The sequence below is a fragment of the Tabrizicola sp. genome (assembly GCF_022842145.1).
Classification (GTDB): domain Bacteria; phylum Pseudomonadota; class Alphaproteobacteria; order Rhodobacterales; family Rhodobacteraceae; genus Tabrizicola.
This window is the reverse complement of record NZ_JALHQD010000001.1, coordinates 32,103-46,937: the sequence shown is the minus strand read 5'-3', so window position 1 is coordinate 46,937 and position 14,835 is coordinate 32,103. Positions and strand designations below refer to the sequence as shown.

The following is a 14,835-nucleotide window of genomic DNA, read 5'->3' as shown; positions in this document are numbered from 1 at the left end:
AAACGGCTGTATCATTAACGGCAGATGAACGTGCCGCAATTTCGCCATATCTGTGCGGCAAAAAATTCTTATCAGGGCTGCCACCTGGAGTAATGAAAATGTGGGTTGATCCAAATCTTAACGACTTCTACAGCCGCGTTTCGCGGATCGAGAAATCCCATGCCAAGGGTTACGGTTTCGAAGCCGCTGGCACGCTGGGGCGCAAGGGTGCGCACCGCGGTGGGTCCCGCCTGCTGAAGCTGGTCAAGCCGCTGGTGCTGGTGCTGGCCGTCGGCACCGGGATCAAGGGCGTGATCCACTACTATGTGGGTGCCCAGACTTATGAAAGCCGCGTCAGCGCCCTGGCGGCAGGCGACGGGTTCGATCCCGTCGGCGCCTGGCTGATGCAAGCGGACCCGGTGACCCTCTGGGCCTCGGGACAGATGCAGACCCTGCTTCCTCGTTGATCGAAGCTGCTTGATCGAAAGTATTGAATGAAGAAGGGCCGCATCTTTCGATGCGGCCCGATTTCACGTCTATCAGCGCCCATGCGGGCTGGTGCGATCAGCGACCGATGTAGTCCAGGTCGCCGCGGCACAGGCCGATATCGTCCAGTTCACGGTCCGAAAGCTTGCCCAGCGCCTTGCGGGTCACGCGGGCGTCGTTCCAGCCCCGGAGCACCATGACGGCGTTCGACAGGGCGTTGATGGCACGGTAGGTGGTGATGGCGCCATACGGCGCCGGGCGGGTCGTCTCGACAGCGGCCATGGCGTTCATCCTTGTTCTTACACTGCTCAAATCGGAGGCTCATTCCTCCATGCAATGCCAGATAGTCTTGCTGCATGTGCAAAGCAATCGACGAACAAGCAATCCCGCCATGCAGGCACTGCATGACGTGTGTCAAAATTTTGTCATCTATTTCAGGCGTTTCCGGCTGGCAGCGCGGACCATGTCGTATTTCTGTCCTGCAGCGTCGGATTTTGCAAGTGCGAAATTACAGGCTTTGGCGACGGGCGGCGCCGGAAAGCCATTGGCGGATGTTCCCTTTTCGTGCTAGCCCTAGTGGCAAGAATAAGAGCGGGGGCAAGATGCGGGTCATCGGCATCGATCCAGGGCTTAGAAACCTGGGCTGGGGCGTGATCGACGTGGCGGGCTCGCGCCTGACGCATGTGGCGAACGGCATCTGCCATTCCGACGCTAGCGAGGGCGACCTTGCCGTGCGGCTCTTGTCACTGCATTCCCAATTGACCGAAGTGCTGCGGACCTGGACGCCGGAAACGGCGGCGGTGGAGCATACCTTCGTCAACAAGGACGCGGTGGCGACGCTGAAGCTGGGTCAGGCGCGGGGGATCGCGCTGCTGGTGCCGGCCCAGTTCGGGCTGGCGGTGGGGGAATATGCGCCGAACGCGGTGAAGAAAACGGTGGTGGGTGTAGGCCATGCGGCCAAGGTGCAGGTGGATCACATGGTGAAGCTGCAATTCCCCGGCGTGAAGATCACCGGGCCGGATGCCGCGGACGCGCTGGCGATCGCAATCTGCCACGCGCATCACGTGCAGTCTGCGGGCCGGTTGGCAGCAGCGCTGAGGGCGGCGGAATGATCGGCAGGATCTCGGGGCGGCTGGACTGGCGCGGGTCGGACCACGTGCTGATCGACGTGCGCGGGGTCGGGTACATCGTCTATGTCAGCGAGCGGACGCTGGCGGGAATGCCCGGGTTGGGCGAGGCGGTGTCGCTTTATACGGATCTGCTGGTGCGCGAGGACCTGCTGCAGTTGTTCGGGTTCCCGACCATGCTGGAGAAGGAATGGCACAAGCTTTTGATGACGGTGCAGGGCGTGGGCGCGAAGGCCTCGATGGCGATCCTGGGGACCTTGGGGGCCGAGGGCGTGGGCCGCGCGATCACGCTGGGCGATGCGCGCAGCGTGCAGGCGGCGCCGGGCGTCGGGCCGAAGCTGGCGCAGCGGGTGATCCTGGAGCTGAAGGCGAAGGCGCCGGGTGTCATGGCGGCGGGCGTGGGGCTGTCGGCCAAGGCCGGGGCCGACGACGTGGTGATCGAGGAGGCCGCGCCTGCACCGCGCAAGCCCGCGAAGGTGGATGAGGGTGCCGCACGGCGGGCCACGGCCTCGGCCGATGCGCTGTCGGCGCTGGTGAACCTTGGGTATGGGCAAGGGGATGCGGCGCAGGCGGTGGCGACGGTGATGGGCGACCTGCCCGAGGCCGAGACCGCGACCGTGATCCGGGCGGCGCTGAAGGTGCTGGCGCCGAAATGAGCGATCCGAACCCCGATCTGCGGCCCGAGCGGCTGCCCGAGGATACCGACAAGGCGCTGCGGCCGCAGATGCTGTCCGAGTTCATCGGGCAGGCGGATGCGCGCGCGAACCTGGCGGTGTTCATCGAAAGCGCCCGGATGCGGGGCGAGGCGATGGACCACACGCTGTTCCACGGGCCTCCGGGGTTGGGGAAGACCACGCTGGCACAGATCATGGCGCGCGAGCTGGGGGTCGGGTTTCGGATGACCTCGGGTCCCGTGCTGGCCAAGCCGGGCGATCTGGCGGCGATCCTGACGAACCTGGAACCGCGCGATGTGCTGTTCATCGACGAGATCCACCGGCTGTCGCCCATCGTGGAGGAGGTGCTGTACCCTGCGCTGGAGGATTTCGCGCTGGATCTGGTGATCGGCGAAGGCCCGGCGGCGCGGACGGTGCGGATCGACCTGCAGCCCTTCACGCTGGTCGGTGCCACGACGCGGCTGGGGCTTTTGACAACACCGCTGCGGGACCGGTTCGGGATCCCGACGCGGCTGGAGTTCTATACCGAGGCGGAGCTGTTCGAGATCGTCACGCGCGGGGCACGGCTGATGGGGGTTCAGGCGGAACCGGAGGGCTGCCGGGAAATCGCCCGGCGCGCGCGCGGGACGCCGCGGATTGCGGGGCGCTTGCTGCGGCGGGTGGTGGATTTCGCGCTGGTCGAGGAGGGCGGGCGGATCACCCGTGCGCTGGCCGACCGGGCGCTGACGCGGCTGGGGGTGGACCATCTGGGGCTGGATGGCGCGGACCGGCGGTATCTGATCCTGTTGGCCGAGAACTACGGCGGCGGGCCGGTCGGGGTGGAGACCATCGCGGCGGCTCTGAGCGAGCCGAGGGATGCGATCGAGGAGGTGATCGAGCCCTATCTTTTGCAGCAGGGGTTGATCCTGCGAACGCCGCGGGGCCGGATGCTGGGCGCCAAGGCTTGGCGGCATCTGGGGCTGCAGGCCCCCAAGGCTCCGGGTCAGACGGACCTCTTCGATGCCTGAAGCCGCCTTCGCCGAGAAACCGCCGAATGACCGCCACGTCCTGTCGCTGCAGGCAGCGGGCGACTGGCGGCGGTTCTGTCGGTGGCGCCGCTTTGCTGGCTGGGCAGGCTTTCCTACAGTTTCTACCTCTGGCATTACCCGGTGCTGCGGGTGCTTCGCGAGTATGGCGACTGGCAGATGGCGCTTCTGATCGGGGGGCCACTGTCGCTTGGTCTTGCGGTGGTGTCCTACGGAACGGTGGAGCGCTGGGGTCTGGACCAGCGCGCAAGACGGGGCCTTTGACGTGGACGAACTGACACAGACATGGATCGAGGCTTTGTTCACCCGCTCGGACGGGCAGTATCTGTTCGCGCGCTGGGGGCGTCCGATCGTGCCGGTGGTCTTCGGGGTGGAGGACGCGAGCTTGTCGGTCTTCAAGGGCGCGTTCGAGGCGGTGGTTGTCCTGGCGGGGCACAAGATGGCCGAGACGGACCCGGAACTGGGGGCGAACCTGATGGTGTTCTGCTTCCGGGAATGGGGCGAGTTGCTGGAGGTCAAGGATCTGGGGCGGCTGGTGCCGGAACTGGAGGGGCTGGTCGCGCGGCTGGAGGCGGCGGGGGCGAACCAGTACCGGATCTTCCGGTTCGAGCGGGACGGGTCGATCAAGGCGGCCTTTGTCTTCCTGAAGATGGATGCGGCGCTGGCCGCCATGGAGGCGGAGACGCTGGCCCTTGCCCAGGCGGTGCAGACGGTGGTGCTGTGGTCGGACCGGGCGTTCGACGGGACCTCTCCGCTGGCGCGGGTGGGGGAAACGGTGATCCTGCGGCCGGAGATCGGGGCGGTGATCCGGGCGGGCTATGATCCGGTTCTGCCGGCGATGGCCCGCGATCCGTCCCACGCGCTGCGGCTGGCGGCGCGGGTGTCCACGGTGAACAACTAGGGCAGGTCCTGCAATTTAAAAAGCTTGTCTGTGGGCGTTCAGGGTTTGTTAGCATTTGATCCCCGAATTTTTTCCTGCATTTGATCGACCCCTGATCAGCAACTTCCTCTTTCCTGCATCAGTCTGTTTTGAAAAGCTGTGGAACTGCCGGAAATTGCGCGCGGTAGTGCGGAACGAAGAAGGCAGTGAAGGCTTTCACCTCGGGTCTTCGCCAGGCGACGGGATTGACCAGAAGCCAGATGGTTGTTGCTGTTTCCGGTGGAAGCTCGAAGCATTTGATCAATGTGTCGTTGGTGTTGGGTGTCGGCAGGATTCCGATGCCGGCCCCCATCAGGATTGCAGCCTCCATCGCGGTCATGTTGTGGACGGCCATCGCGATCTGGCCGGGGTCTATTCTGGACAGCACCCACTGATTGGAGTTGGAGTTGACGTGCCGGCCCTGATGCACGGCGAACTTGTGGCCGCCGAACCCCGCTTCGGAGGAGGGCAGGGGGTGTCGTTCGGCATAGCTTTTGGAGGCGAAAAGGGAAAAGCCGATCTTTCGGACAGTGCGGCAGATCAGCGTCGTTTCGCGAACCACGTCCGCGCCACGCAGCGCGATGTCAGCCTCGCCGCCCACAAGGTCGAGCTTGTCGTTGCTTGGCAGGAACTCGAACCGGACGTCGGGGTGGGTCAGCGCGAAGGCCTCGATCACCGATGCCAGGCGATGGTTGAAGGCTTCCTGGAACGCGGTGAACCGGATGGTGCGCGAGGTGCCGGCGCTTTGCTGGCGGGCTGCCTCGGAAAAACCGGTGGCGGCGGCTTCAAGAGATTGCGCGTGCGTGATCAGGGCCCGTGCCGCGGGGGTGGGCTGGCAGCCGCGGGTGTCGCGTTCGAAGAGGACCAGGCCCAGAGCATGTTCCAGCGCTTCGATCCGCCGTGCCACGGTGGGCTGGGCCATCCCGAGGATCTTCGAGGCGGCAAGGGTCGATCCGGCGCGAACGACCGCCAGGAATACCCGCACATCCGACCAATCCCGCAGTTCGCTCTTCATTTTTGTAGAGCCTTACAACACCGGGGTGGATACCCCCGGCAATGCGCATCCGGCAATCTGGTCGAAGAATAACCCGGAGGACCGCGTGATGCAGCTTGAATTTCCACCGATGGGCTTCCTGCATCTGGTGGCGCAGTTTCTTGGGCGTGACCGGATTGCACCCGCATCCGCCGTTGTCGAGTCCGGGCCGTCGCCCCTGCCCGATGCGGATCACGACCGCGCCGACCGTTCCTTTCTGCTGGAGATCATGAACAGCCATCCCGAAGCGGTTCAAAGTGAAACCGGGATGATGCTGTTGATGGCTCAGTATCCAAAATACCTTTAGCCCACTGGCGCGGGGCAGGGTCTTGCGGCAAGAGGACATATGCGCAAGCCGCATCTCGTCCAACGCAATTAACAGGGCGCCCATGACCCACACCCACGCCGTGCGCGTCTATTACGAGGACACCGATCTGGCGGGGATCGTCTATTATGCCAACTACCTGAAGTTCATCGAACGGGCGCGGACGGAATGGGTCACCGCGCTTGGCGTCGACCAGATTGCGCTGAAGGCGCGGGACGGGATCGTCTTCGCTGTGCGCCGGGTGGAAGCGGATTATCTGCGGCCCGCGAGGTTTGGCGATGATCTGGTGGTGGAAACCCGGTTGCAGACGCTGGGCGGGGCGCGGATCGTGCTGGAGCAGGTCGTCCTGCGCGGGGACGAACGGCTTTTCGCCTCGGTGGTGACGCTGGTCTGTCTGGGCGACGACGGTCATGCGGCGCGGATACCAGCGGGGGTCCGGGCGAAGCTTGCCGGGCCGTTGCACTGAAGTTCCGGTGCGGACCGCCACCAACTTCGTTGCTTCCCGCGGCGCGATGCACCGACGATAAGACGAAGGCGCAGGAAGAGGGTCGCCGCGGATGACAAGTTCGTTCATCTGCGGGCAAAACCCCGCCGCCCACAGACATGTGTTGGCAATCTCCCTGCAATCTTGATAGAATCAGCGGTAACGGAGCCGAGAAACGGCCCGATCAACAAGAGCAGGCGTAATGGAAACCGAAACCCTTGCGATGGCGCAGGAGATTGATTTCTCCATGTTCGCCCTTTTTGCCCGTGCAACCCTGACGGTGAAGATCGTCATGTTGATGCTGTTCATCATGTCCTTCTGGAGTTGGGCAATCATCGTCCAGAAACACCTCATGCTGCGCCGGGCGCAGGGCGAGGCGACGGTCTTTGACCGGGCGTTCTGGTCGGGCGAACCCCTGGACGAGCTCTTCGAGAAGATCGGGGCCGAGCCGCAGGGGCAGTCGGAAAAGATCTTTGCGGCGGGCATGCTGGAATGGCGTCGGAGCCACAAGCAGGATGGCGGGCTGATCGCGGGCGCGCAGTCCCGGATCGACCGGGCGATGAACGTGGCCATTGCGCGCGAGTCGGAGGTGATGAACCGGGGGCTGAGCTTCCTGGCCACCACCGGGTCCACGGCGACCTTCATCGGCCTATTCGGCACGGTCTGGGGGATCAAGCACAGCTTCGAGCAGATCGCCATCAGCCAGAACACCAGTCTGGCCGTCGTGGCGCCCGGCATCGCCGAGGCGCTCTTGGCGACCGGCGTGGGTCTGGTCGCGGCCATCCCGGCGGCAGTCTTCTACAACAAGCTTTCGGCGGACATCGACCGGGTGGTCGGGGGCTATGAGGCCTTTGCCGACGAATTCGCGACGATCCTGTCGCGCCAGCTGGACTCGTAAGTCATGGGCATGGGCGCTTCGGGATCGTCGGGCGGCGGAGGGCGGCGCCGGCGCGGCGGCCGGTCGGCCGCGATGAGCGAGATCAACATCACGCCGATGGTCGACGTGATGCTGGTGCTGCTGATCATCTTCATGGTGGCCGCACCGATGCTGACGGTGGGCGTGCCGGTCGAACTGCCGAAGACGGCGGCGGCGGCCCTGCCGACCGAGCAGGAAGAGCCGCTGACGGTGACGATCACCTCGGATGGGCGGTTGGCGATCCAGACGACGGAAGTGTCGGACGACGAAATGATCCCGCGGCTGACGGCGATTGCGGCGGAGCGCACCTCGAACAAGATCTTCCTGCGCGCCGATGGGGCGATCCCTTACGAGCGGGTGGCGCAGGTGATGGGTGCGCTGAACGCGGGCGGCTTCAACGAGATCGGTTTGGTGACGGATGCCGAGGGGCCAAGCTTTGGGGCCGGGCCCGCGTCCAACACTGAAAGCGATGGCGGCTGAGGCGGATGGACACGCGGTTCCAGACGGGAACGGTTGTTTCGGCGATCGGGCACTTGGGGGTCGTCCTCTGGGTGCTGGTCGGCGACTGGCTGTTCACGGATGCACCTGCGGAAGAGGTTATCGTGACCTCGGTTTCGATGATCAGTTCCGAGGAATTCGCGGCATTGCAGGCTGGCGCGACACCGACGCCGTCCGAGGAGCCCGCCCCGGTCCGGCCGCAGGCGCGGCCCGAGGAGGTGGTGGAGCCGGAGCCCGCGCCTGAGCCAGAGCCAGAGCCGGTGCCTGAACCCGAGCCGGAGCCAGAGCCGGAGCCGGAGCCGCTGCCCGAACCGGAACCGCTGCCAGAACCCGAACCCGAACCGGAGCCGGTGGTCGAGCCGCCGCCTTCGGACGCGGTGCAGGCCGAGGAAGAGCAGGCGATCCCGTCGGAATCGACCGAGATACAGCCAGCCCCCGAGGCCGAAGAGATCATCGCGCCCGATCCGGTGCAGCCGGAGACCGAGGCGGAGACGTCGGAGGCCCCTGAACCGGCGGTCAGCGAGGACCCGGCGGCCGAGGTGATCATCGAAGAGGAGCCGACCGAAGCGACGGCCCCCGAGGATACCGGCGACGTGACGCAGACCGAAGCCAACGAGGAACAGACGGCGGAGACGGGGATGACGACCTCGGTCCGTCCGCGGTCGCGCCCCGAGCCTGCGGCCGAGTCCGAGCCGGAGCCCGAGCCGGAGCCCGAAACCGAGGTGGCGACCGAGGAGGCCCCGGTCGAGGAACCGTCGGAGGAGCCGTCGGAGTCGGCCGCGCTGAACGTCCAGCCGGTGGACGATTCCGCCACGCAGGATGCCATCGACGCGCTTCTGGGTGAGGCGAGCGAGGAGCCGGTCGAGGAAACCTCGGAGACGGGCGGGCAGGACCTGCCGCAGGGCCCGCCGCTGACGGGGGGTGAGATGGGCGACATCTCCAGCGCCATCGCGCGGCGGTGGAACCTGGGCGCGGCGTCCACGGACGTGCTGAGTTCGATGGTGGTGATCCGGGTCAGCTTTGACGAAAGCGGGCGGCCGGTGGACTTCGAGCTTCTGGAGTCGAGCGGGCCGACCCAATCGGCGGTAGACAATCTGTTCTCGATCGCCAAACGGGCAGTGAACCGCACCCATAGCGAAGGCGGAATTCCGCTGCCTGCGGACAAGTTCGACACCTGGCGCGTGCTTGACTTCGTCTTCGATGCCAATGGCATGCGGGTGCGATGACAGGTCCCGTGGAACCAAATCGGGGAAATTCCCCTTCTCTCCTGCGGCCGACGCAGGCAATGACATAGAAAAGAACGGAGCATGAGGCCGATGATCAGACCCATGAGTAAAGCTTTAGGTGCGCTGCTGGCGCTGGCCCTTGGGGTCGTGACGCTGGTGGCCGCCCCGGTTCTGGCCCAGTCCAGCCCGCCGCGGATCGTGATCGGGCAGGGCGTGATCGAACCGATGCCGATCGCGATCCCGACCTTCATCGACGAGGGCGGCGCGGGGGAATACGCGCGGGAGATCAGCCGGGTCGTGATCTCGGACCTGGAAGGCACGGGCTTTTTCCGCAACATCGGGGAAGAGGCGCATATCAGCCGGATCACCAGCTTTGACGGCGGGGTCGCCTTCGAGGACTGGAAGGCGATCAACGCGCAGGTTCTGGTCACGGGGGCCGTGTCGGTCAGCGGCGACCGGATCACGGTGAAGTTCCGGGCCTATGACGTGTTCAACGGGACCACGCTGGAAGGGGCCGCGCTGCAGTTTGCGGGCACCACGCAGGGCTGGCGGCGGATGTCGCACAAGGTCGCCGACGTGATCTATTCGACGATCACCGGCGAGGGCGGCTATTTCGACAGCCGGGTGGTCTTTGTCAGTGAGAGCGGGCCGAAGAACGCGCGCCTGAAGCGGCTGGCGGTGATGGATTACGACGGGGCGAATGTCGCCTATCTGACGGACAGCGCGTCGATCGTGCTGGCTCCGCGCTTTTCGCCGCGGGGGGACCAGATCGTCTACACCAGCTTCGAGACCGGCTTTCCGCGCATCACGCTGATGGATGTGGGCAGTCTGAACCGGCGCGCGCTGGAAGAGCAGCCCGGCACCATGACCTTTGCGCCGCGCTTTTCGCCAGACGGCGGGACCGTCGTGTTCAGCCTTGAGCGGGGTGGCAACAGCGACATCTATCTGCTGGACCTGAATTCGGGCGGGCTCAGCCAGCTGACGAATTCCCCGTCCATCGAAACGGCGCCGTCCTTCAGCCCGGACGGCAGCCAGATCGTCTTTGAAAGCGACCGGTCGGGGGCGCAGCAGATCTATGTGATGCCCTCCAGCGGCGGAGAGGGCACCCGGATCTCGGGCGGCGAGGGGCGCTATGGCACCCCGGTCTGGAGCCCGCGCGGCGACTACATCGCCTTCACCAAGCAGAATGCGGGCCGCTTCCACATCGGGGTGATGCGGACGGATGGCAGCGAAGAGCGCCTTCTGACCGCGAGCTTCCTGGACGAGGGTCCGACCTGGGCGCCGAATGGCCGGGTGCTGATGTTCACCCGCGAGACCAGTGGCGCGGGCGGGCAGACCTCGCTGTGGTCGGTGGATATCACCGGGCGGAACCTGAAGCAGATCCCGACCGAGGGCCCGGCCAGCGACCCCGCCTGGTCGCCGCTTTTGCCCTGAAATGTGACGCGCCGCCGATTCCCTCGGCGGCGCAAAGCTGTTAATCTGGCCGCAATCGAGCCAACAAGAAGGATGAGCCTCCCATGAGCCTTGCTGCGAAGTCACTTCTCCTGATCGCCGTTCTGGGCCTCGCGGCCTGCAACAACCCTGACCGCTACGGCGCCGGTGGCGCGGGCGCGGGTGGTGCCGGTGGGGCCGGAGGTGCGGGCGGGATCGACACCACGGGTCTGGGCGATCCCAGCAACCCGACGTCGATCGCCTACTTCAACCAGACGGTCGGTGACCGGGTGCTGTTCGCGGTGGACCAGTCGACGCTGTCGCCCGAAGGTCGCGACGTCCTGGCCCGCCAGGCGCAGTGGCTGATGACCAACCCCGGTTATGCCGCGATCATCGAAGGCCATGCCGACGAGCAGGGAACCCGGGAATACAACCTTAACCTCGGTGCCAAGCGCGCTGCGGCAGTGCAGAACTTCCTGATCAGCCAGGGCGTCCCCGCAGGGCGTCTGCGCACGATCAGCTACGGCAAGGAACGCCCGCTGGAGGTCTGCTCGGAAGAGGCCTGCTATGCCAAGAACCGCCGCGCGGTGACGGTCCTATCGGCCGGCGCCGGGGTCTGACCTGATGCTGCGCTTTGGCCTGGCCGTTGCGCTGTGCCTGCTGCCGGTCCTGGGACATGCCCAGGATCGGACGCAGACACTTGCCGATATCCGCGCTGAACTGGGGGCGCTGGCCGCCGAGTTCAACGCGTTGAAAGCCGAACTGGTCTCGTCCGGGGCGGCTGCGTCGGGCGCGGCGGGTGGCGATGCGCTGACGCGGATGGACACCATCGAAGCCGAACTGGCCCGCCTGACCGCGCGGACCGAGGAGGTCGAGCTGAAGCTGAACCGCGTCGTCTCGGACGGGACGAACCGGATCGGCGACATGGAATACCGCCTGTGCGAGGTGACCGAGGGCTGCGATCCGGCCAATCTGGGTGCCACGCCGACGCTGGGTGGCGACGCGGGCGGGGCTGCGGCTCCGGTCGTTGACGCGGGTGCTGCACCCGCGACGGGCACGACGGGTGGCGCTGGTGGCGCGGAACTTGCGGTGGCAGAGCAGCAGGACTTTGACCGGGCCAAGGAGGTGCTCGGTCAGGGTGACTTTCCCGGAGCTGCAACGCTCTTTGCGACCTATGCCCAATCCTATCCTGGCGGGCCGCTAGTCCCCGAGGCGCATTTCCTGCGCGGCGAGGCTTTGACGAAGCAGGGTGACACGGCCGGTGCGGCGCGGGCCTATCTGGACGCGTTCTCGGCCAAGCCGGACGGGCCGATGGCGGCGGACGCGCTGCTGAAACTGGGCGAGGGTCTGGGGGCTTTGGGTCAGGTGCCCGAGGCCTGCGTGACGCTGGCCGAGGTCGGTACGCGCTTTCCCGGCAGCATGGCGGCGACGCAGGCGACGGTGGCGATGCAGGGCTTCGGGTGCCAGTAGAGGAGCGGCTGTTCGGGTTGATCCGGACGGCGCTTCCCGCGGACCAGACCATTGGCGTGGCGCTTTCGGGCGGTGGGGATTCCACCGCCCTTCTGCATTTGTGTCTTCGCGCGGGTTTGCGGGTCGAGGCGGTGACGGTGGATCATCGGCTGCGCCCGGAAAGTGCGACGGAGGCGTCGGCGGTAGGCGCATTGTGCCAGGCCTTGGGGGTGCGGCATGAGGTGCGGGTCTGGGAGCATGGGTCGATCGGCGGCAACCTGATGGACGCGGCGCGGCGGGCCCGGATGGAACTGATCCGGGATTGGGCGGAGGTGCGGGGGGTCGGGGTGATTGCCTTGGGCCATACGCGGGACGATGTGGCCGAGACGGTCCTCATGGGCCTAGCGCGGTCGGCCGGGATCGCGGGTCTGGCAGGGATGCGGCCGAGCTGGGAGGAGGCGGGCCTGAAGTTCGTCCGGCCCCTGCTTGCCGCGGGTCGGCAGGAACTGCGGGACTGGCTTGAGTCCGGGGGGATCCCATGGGTGGATGATCCCACCAACGAGAATGACCGCTTTACCCGGATCAAGGCGCGGAGGGCGCTGGCGGCCCTGGCGCCTTTGGGGATTGGCGCGGAACGGCTGGCGGAGGTCGCGGCAAACCTCGCGCGGGCGCAGGAGGCCTTGGCGGTTCAGGTCGCTGCCGCCGGGCAGTGGGTCGAAGAGCGGGCGGGTGCCTTGCGGTTCGAAGCGGGGGTCGGGGCCGAGCCGGGGGAAGTGCAGCGCCAGGTGGTGATGGCGGCGGTGCAGTGGCTTTCCGGTGACCTCTATCCCCCCCGGGCCGCCGAAGTGGGACGACTTGCCGCAGCACTGACCGCGGGGCGGGATGCGACGCTGGCAGGCTGCCGGGCGCGCGGGGGGTGGCTTATGCGGGAAGCTCGTGCTGTCGGTGGCCCTGTCGCCGTTGGCCAGGTCTGGGACGGGCGCTGGCTGGTCGAGGGGCCTGCGGGCGAGGTCAGGGCCTTGGGGGCCGAAGGGTTGCGGCAGGTCAACGACTGGCGCAATTTGGGGCTGCCGCGGGAGGTGCTGCTGGTCACTCCCGGCGTCTGGGAGGGCGACCGGCTGCTTGCAGCGCCCCTGGCGGGGGTTTCCGCCGGTTGGACCCTGCGGCTTCAGCGCCCGTTCACACTTCACCGTTAGTGGATTGAACACCGGCCCCAAAGGTTTATCTTAAGTCCAAGCCGCTTCAGCCCCGCTTGGGGGTTGAGGGCGCATTCAGGAGATCCCTGCATTGGGTAATGCACGCAATATCGCGTTCTGGGTCGTGCTGCTGATCTTGGTCATGGCGCTGTTCCAGCTGTTTTCGGGCAACCAGACGACGATGTCGTCCCGGTCGCTGTCCTATTCGGACTTCATCGAACGGGTGGACGCCGGGCAAGTCAGCAAGGTGGTGCTGGACGGCGAACGGCTTGTGGTCGTCGGCAAGGACGGCAATTCCTACGTCACGATCAAACCGCCGGGCGACATGGTCACGGAAAACCTTTCGCGCGAGCTGATCGGCAAGGGCGTCGAGGTCGAGGCCGAGCCGCAGGCGCAGTCCGGGTTTGTTTCTGTGCTTCTCAGCTTCCTGCCGTTTCTTCTGCTGATCGGCGTCTGGATCTACTTCATGAACCGGATGCAGGGCGGCGGCCGTGGCGGCGCGATGGGCTTTGGCAAGTCGCGCGCCAAGTTGCTGACGGAAAAGCAGGGGCGCGTCACGTTTGATGACGTGGCGGGCATCGACGAGGCCAAGGAAGAGCTGGAAGAGATCGTGGAATTCCTGCGCAACCCGCAGAAGTTCAGCCGTCTCGGCGGCAAGATTCCGAAGGGGGCGCTGCTGGTCGGTCCCCCCGGTACCGGTAAGACGCTGCTGGCCCGCGCCATTGCAGGCGAGGCTGGGGTGCCGTTCTTTACCATCAGTGGTTCGGACTTCGTCGAAATGTTCGTCGGCGTGGGCGCGTCCCGTGTCCGCGACATGTTCGAGCAGGCGAAGAAGAACGCGCCCTGCATCGTCTTCATCGACGAGATCGACGCCGTGGGCCGGGCCCGCGGTGTGGGCATCGGCGGCGGCAATGACGAACGCGAGCAGACGCTGAACCAGCTTCTGGTCGAGATGGACGGGTTCGAGGCGAACGAGGGTGTGATCATCATCGCGGCCACGAACCGGAAAGACGTTCTGGACCCGGCGCTGCTGCGTCCCGGCCGTTTTGACCGTCAGATCCACGTGCCGAACCCGGACATCAAGGGCCGCGAGAAGATCCTGTCGGTCCATGCCCGCAAGGTGCCGCTGGGGCCGGATGTCGACCTGCGCACGATCGCACGCGGCTCGCCGGGGTTCTCGGGTGCCGACCTGATGAACCTCGTGAACGAGGCCGCGCTGATGGCCGCCCGAGCCGGTCGCCGCTTCGTGACGATGATCGACTTCGAGAATGCCAAGGACAAGGTCATGATGGGCGCCGAGCGTCGCAGCATGGTCCTGACGCCCGAGCAGAAGGAGATGACCGCCTACCACGAGGCCGGCCACGCCATCGTCGGCATGGCTTTGCCGAAGTGTGACCCGGTCTACAAGGCGACGATCATTCCGCGCGGTGGTGCGCTGGGCATGGTGATGAGCCTGCCGGAGATTGATCGTCTGAACTGGCACCGCGACCAGTGCGAAGAGCGCATCGCGATGACCATGGCCGGCAAGGCGGCGGAAATCATCAAGTGGGGCGAGGACTCGGTGTCGAACGGGCCGTCGGGTGACATCCAGCAGGCTTCGGCTCTGGCCCGCGCGATGGTCTTGCGCTGGGGCATGTCGGACGTCGTCGGCAACATCGACTATGCCGAGGCGGCCGAGGGATATCAGGGCAACACCGGCGGCTTCTCGGTTTCGGCCGAGACCAAGCGGCTGATCGAGCAGGAAGTGAAGCGCTTCATCGACGAGGGCTATCAGACGGCCCGCCGCATCCTGCTGGAAAAGCAGGAAGACTGGGAGCGGCTTGCCAAGGGCCTGCTGGAGTACGAGACGCTGACCGGCGACGAGATCCGCAAGGTTGTCGCGGGCGAGGCGCTGGGTGGTGACGACAATGCCGACAAGCCCTCGTCGGGCGGCGGCACGACATCTGTCGCGGCGATCCCCAAGACGCGGGGTCGCACGAAGAAGCCCGGCACCGAGCCGGAACCGGCTCCGCTGTAAAGAAGGAAAGGCCCCGCATCGTCGGGGCCTTTTGCTTTTCCCCCCCTGCC

Annotated in this window: 18 protein-coding genes; 16 read left to right on the top strand and 2 right to left on the bottom strand. The window is 66.1% G+C overall.

The window, feature by feature from the left end:
* The first annotated feature begins 98 nt into the window (after positions 1-98).
* Positions 99-446 (top strand): hypothetical protein, encoded by a 348-nt coding sequence (locus Q0C42_RS00240; RefSeq protein WP_295070313.1) that lies wholly within the window; start codon positions 99-101, stop codon positions 444-446.
* A gap of 97 nt (positions 447-543) precedes the next feature.
* Here Q0C42_RS00240 and Q0C42_RS00235 read toward each other — a convergent pair whose 3' ends face one another.
* Positions 544-747, bottom strand: a complete 204-nt coding sequence (locus tag Q0C42_RS00235; protein WP_295070310.1) for a DUF1127 domain-containing protein — start codon at positions 745-747, stop codon at positions 544-546.
* 320 nt (positions 748-1,067) lie between these two features.
* Here Q0C42_RS00235 and ruvC point away from each other — a divergent pair, with 320 nt between their 5' ends.
* The 5 genes from ruvC (at position 1,068) to Q0C42_RS00210 (ending at position 4,192) form a co-directional block, all read left to right on the top strand.
* Entirely contained in the window at positions 1,068-1,577 is a 510-nt protein-coding gene (gene ruvC, locus Q0C42_RS00230) for a crossover junction endodeoxyribonuclease RuvC (protein ID WP_295070307.1), read from the top strand.
* Entirely contained in the window at positions 1,574-2,248 is a 675-nt protein-coding gene (ruvA, locus tag Q0C42_RS00225; protein WP_295070304.1) for a Holliday junction branch migration protein RuvA, read from the top strand. The genes ruvC and ruvA overlap by 4 nt, the downstream gene beginning before the upstream one ends.
* Complete coding sequence (gene ruvB, locus Q0C42_RS00220; protein ID WP_295070301.1) at positions 2,245-3,273, top strand: Holliday junction branch migration DNA helicase RuvB; 1,029 nt, start codon at positions 2,245-2,247, stop codon at positions 3,271-3,273. Before ruvA ends, ruvB begins: the two co-directional genes overlap by 4 nt.
* An 81-nt stretch (positions 3,274-3,354) precedes the next feature.
* Positions 3,355-3,555 carry a hypothetical protein gene (locus Q0C42_RS00215; protein ID WP_295070298.1) on the top strand — a complete coding sequence of 67 codons (201 nt, stop codon included), beginning with the start codon at positions 3,355-3,357 and terminating at the stop codon, positions 3,553-3,555.
* 10 nt (positions 3,556-3,565) lie between these two features.
* Positions 3,566-4,192 carry a hypothetical protein gene (locus Q0C42_RS00210; RefSeq protein ID WP_295072773.1) on the top strand — a complete coding sequence of 209 codons (627 nt, stop codon included), beginning with the start codon at positions 3,566-3,568 and terminating at the stop codon, positions 4,190-4,192.
* Between the two features lie 118 nt (positions 4,193-4,310).
* Here the strand turns inward: Q0C42_RS00210 and Q0C42_RS00205 are convergent, their stop codons facing one another.
* A complete protein-coding gene (locus tag Q0C42_RS00205) occupies positions 4,311-5,225 on the bottom strand; it encodes a LysR family transcriptional regulator (protein WP_295070295.1) in 915 nt (304 codons plus the stop codon).
* 25 nt (positions 5,226-5,250) lie between these two features.
* Between Q0C42_RS00205 and Q0C42_RS00200 the strand changes: the two genes are divergently transcribed.
* The 10 genes from Q0C42_RS00200 to ftsH all read left to right on the top strand — a co-directional run bounded on the left by Q0C42_RS00200 (position 5,251) and on the right by ftsH (position 14,785).
* Positions 5,251-5,550, top strand: coding sequence for a hypothetical protein (locus Q0C42_RS00200; RefSeq protein WP_295070292.1), 300 nt, complete (start codon positions 5,251-5,253; stop codon positions 5,548-5,550).
* An 82-nt stretch (positions 5,551-5,632) separates the two neighbouring features.
* Complete coding sequence (gene ybgC / locus Q0C42_RS00195; RefSeq protein WP_295070290.1) at positions 5,633-6,034, top strand: tol-pal system-associated acyl-CoA thioesterase; 402 nt, start codon at positions 5,633-5,635, stop codon at positions 6,032-6,034.
* Between the two features lie 220 nt (positions 6,035-6,254).
* Positions 6,255-6,950 (top strand): protein TolQ, encoded by a 696-nt coding sequence (gene tolQ, locus Q0C42_RS00190; protein ID WP_295070287.1) that lies wholly within the window; start codon positions 6,255-6,257, stop codon positions 6,948-6,950.
* A 3-nt stretch (positions 6,951-6,953) separates the two neighbouring features.
* Positions 6,954-7,448, top strand: coding sequence for a protein TolR (gene tolR / locus Q0C42_RS00185; protein WP_295070284.1), 495 nt, complete (start codon positions 6,954-6,956; stop codon positions 7,446-7,448).
* 5 nt (positions 7,449-7,453) lie between these two features.
* A complete protein-coding gene (locus Q0C42_RS00180; protein ID WP_295070281.1) occupies positions 7,454-8,692 on the top strand; it encodes a cell envelope biogenesis protein TolA in 1,239 nt (412 codons plus the stop codon).
* 102 nt (positions 8,693-8,794) lie between these two features.
* Complete coding sequence (gene tolB, locus Q0C42_RS00175; protein ID WP_295070278.1) at positions 8,795-10,126, top strand: Tol-Pal system beta propeller repeat protein TolB; 1,332 nt, start codon at positions 8,795-8,797, stop codon at positions 10,124-10,126.
* An 83-nt stretch (positions 10,127-10,209) separates the two neighbouring features.
* A complete protein-coding gene (pal, locus tag Q0C42_RS00170) occupies positions 10,210-10,743 on the top strand; it encodes a peptidoglycan-associated lipoprotein Pal (protein ID WP_295070275.1) in 534 nt (177 codons plus the stop codon).
* Between the two features lie 4 nt (positions 10,744-10,747).
* Positions 10,748-11,593: a tol-pal system protein YbgF gene (gene ybgF, locus Q0C42_RS00165; protein ID WP_295070273.1), complete on the top strand. Its 846-nt coding sequence runs from the start codon at positions 10,748-10,750 to the stop codon at positions 11,591-11,593.
* On the top strand, positions 11,584-12,768 hold the full coding sequence (tilS, locus tag Q0C42_RS00160) for a tRNA lysidine(34) synthetase TilS (RefSeq protein ID WP_295070271.1): 1,185 nt from the start codon (positions 11,584-11,586) through the stop codon (positions 12,766-12,768). The genes ybgF and tilS overlap by 10 nt, the downstream gene beginning before the upstream one ends.
* Positions 12,769-12,859: 91 nt before the next feature.
* Positions 12,860-14,785 carry an ATP-dependent zinc metalloprotease FtsH gene (ftsH, locus tag Q0C42_RS00155; RefSeq protein ID WP_295070268.1) on the top strand — a complete coding sequence of 642 codons (1,926 nt, stop codon included), beginning with the start codon at positions 12,860-12,862 and terminating at the stop codon, positions 14,783-14,785.
* Positions 14,786-14,835 lie beyond the last annotated feature (50 nt).

What these genes read in the sequence shown, in the direction of transcription:
- Q0C42_RS00240 (WP_295070313.1), top strand. Translation starts at nt 99, where the DNA reads ATGTGGGTTGATCCAAATCTTAACGACTTCTACAGCCGCGTTTCGCGG.
- Q0C42_RS00235 (WP_295070310.1), bottom strand. Translation starts at nt 747, where the DNA reads ATGGCCGCTGTCGAGACGACCCGCCCGGCGCCGTATGGCGCCATCACC.
- ruvC (WP_295070307.1), top strand. Translation starts at nt 1,068, where the DNA reads ATGCGGGTCATCGGCATCGATCCAGGGCTTAGAAACCTGGGCTGGGGC.
- ruvA (WP_295070304.1), top strand. Translation starts at nt 1,574, where the DNA reads ATGATCGGCAGGATCTCGGGGCGGCTGGACTGGCGCGGGTCGGACCAC.
- ruvB (WP_295070301.1), top strand. Translation starts at nt 2,245, where the DNA reads ATGAGCGATCCGAACCCCGATCTGCGGCCCGAGCGGCTGCCCGAGGAT.
- Q0C42_RS00205 (WP_295070295.1), bottom strand. Translation starts at nt 5,225, where the DNA reads ATGAAGAGCGAACTGCGGGATTGGTCGGATGTGCGGGTATTCCTGGCG.
- ybgC (WP_295070290.1), top strand. Translation starts at nt 5,633, where the DNA reads ATGACCCACACCCACGCCGTGCGCGTCTATTACGAGGACACCGATCTG.
- tolQ (WP_295070287.1), top strand. Translation starts at nt 6,255, where the DNA reads ATGGAAACCGAAACCCTTGCGATGGCGCAGGAGATTGATTTCTCCATG.
- tolR (WP_295070284.1), top strand. Translation starts at nt 6,954, where the DNA reads ATGGGCATGGGCGCTTCGGGATCGTCGGGCGGCGGAGGGCGGCGCCGG.
- Q0C42_RS00180 (WP_295070281.1), top strand. Translation starts at nt 7,454, where the DNA reads ATGGACACGCGGTTCCAGACGGGAACGGTTGTTTCGGCGATCGGGCAC.
- tolB (WP_295070278.1), top strand. Translation starts at nt 8,795, where the DNA reads ATGAGTAAAGCTTTAGGTGCGCTGCTGGCGCTGGCCCTTGGGGTCGTG.
- pal (WP_295070275.1), top strand. Translation starts at nt 10,210, where the DNA reads ATGAGCCTTGCTGCGAAGTCACTTCTCCTGATCGCCGTTCTGGGCCTC.
- ybgF (WP_295070273.1), top strand. Translation starts at nt 10,748, where the DNA reads ATGCTGCGCTTTGGCCTGGCCGTTGCGCTGTGCCTGCTGCCGGTCCTG.